The sequence below is a fragment of the Maribacter sp. MMG018 genome (assembly GCF_018100785.1).
Taxonomy (GTDB): Bacteria; Bacteroidota; Bacteroidia; order Flavobacteriales; family Flavobacteriaceae; genus Maribacter.
In genome coordinates this window covers 1-774 of record NZ_JAGJEC010000015.1, presented here as the reverse complement: position 1 = coordinate 774, position 774 = coordinate 1, and the positions used below count along the sequence as shown (strand labels likewise).

At 33.1% G+C, this 774-nt stretch carries 1 protein-coding gene; it reads left to right on the top strand.

Annotated elements, in window-relative coordinates:
* Positions 1 to 16 precede the first annotated feature (16 nt).
* Positions 17 to 774 (top strand): hypothetical protein (locus J8L85_RS17925; protein WP_211019546.1); only part of this gene is annotated, 758 nt, incomplete at its 3' end.

Below are 774 nucleotides of genomic sequence, written 5' to 3'. Positions count from 1 at the left end.
ACCGTTAGCTATAATTATGAAAATAAAAGTCATCCTAATTTCAGTTTTATTATCATTTAATCTTTGTTCCTGTCAAAACAAAGAGGGGAAGACAAAAGCTAGTATCGATTTTAGTGAATCTGGACTTCCAGAAATTGGAAAAGAATGGACAAATGAAGACTTGCAAAAGGGATTTGAAGTTCTCCAAGGACTAAAGAAAATGGACACGTTTTCATTACCGCGGTTAAGGGACAAAAAAACTTCAGCTGCTTTCAAAAAAATAATGACTTCACTACCTAGTATTAATCCAACGGACTCTTTAAACATGTTGGAGCAGTTCGACAATTTTGGAGAGTTTAAAGGCTCATTACCAAATTTGTTTAGCTTGTATGGAGGTAGTTCCGAAAGTGAAAATAAATTTTATAGTAATGAAATAATTGAAATTTTGAAAAGAGCCATAGTAGAAACGACAAATACCTCGGAGCTCTACTTTCAACATTATGTACCTGACTTGGAGGAAACAGAATCTAATAAGAAAAAAGTCAAATCATTTAACGAAGGTTCATTCAAAATTTATCTTGGCTCCATGAATATGATTGAACCGAACTATAAATATCTTGCGGCAGATAAACTTGAATTGGCTAATACTATATCACAGAATTTAAGCAAAATATGGGGGAACCTAAACCAAGAATACAGTTCCCAATTATTGGAAAAAATAGAATACTTTTCCAAAGAAGGCGAATCTCCTGAAGTTAAAAAAGTCTTCTCAAAATTAGCTGTGGAATTGAACGC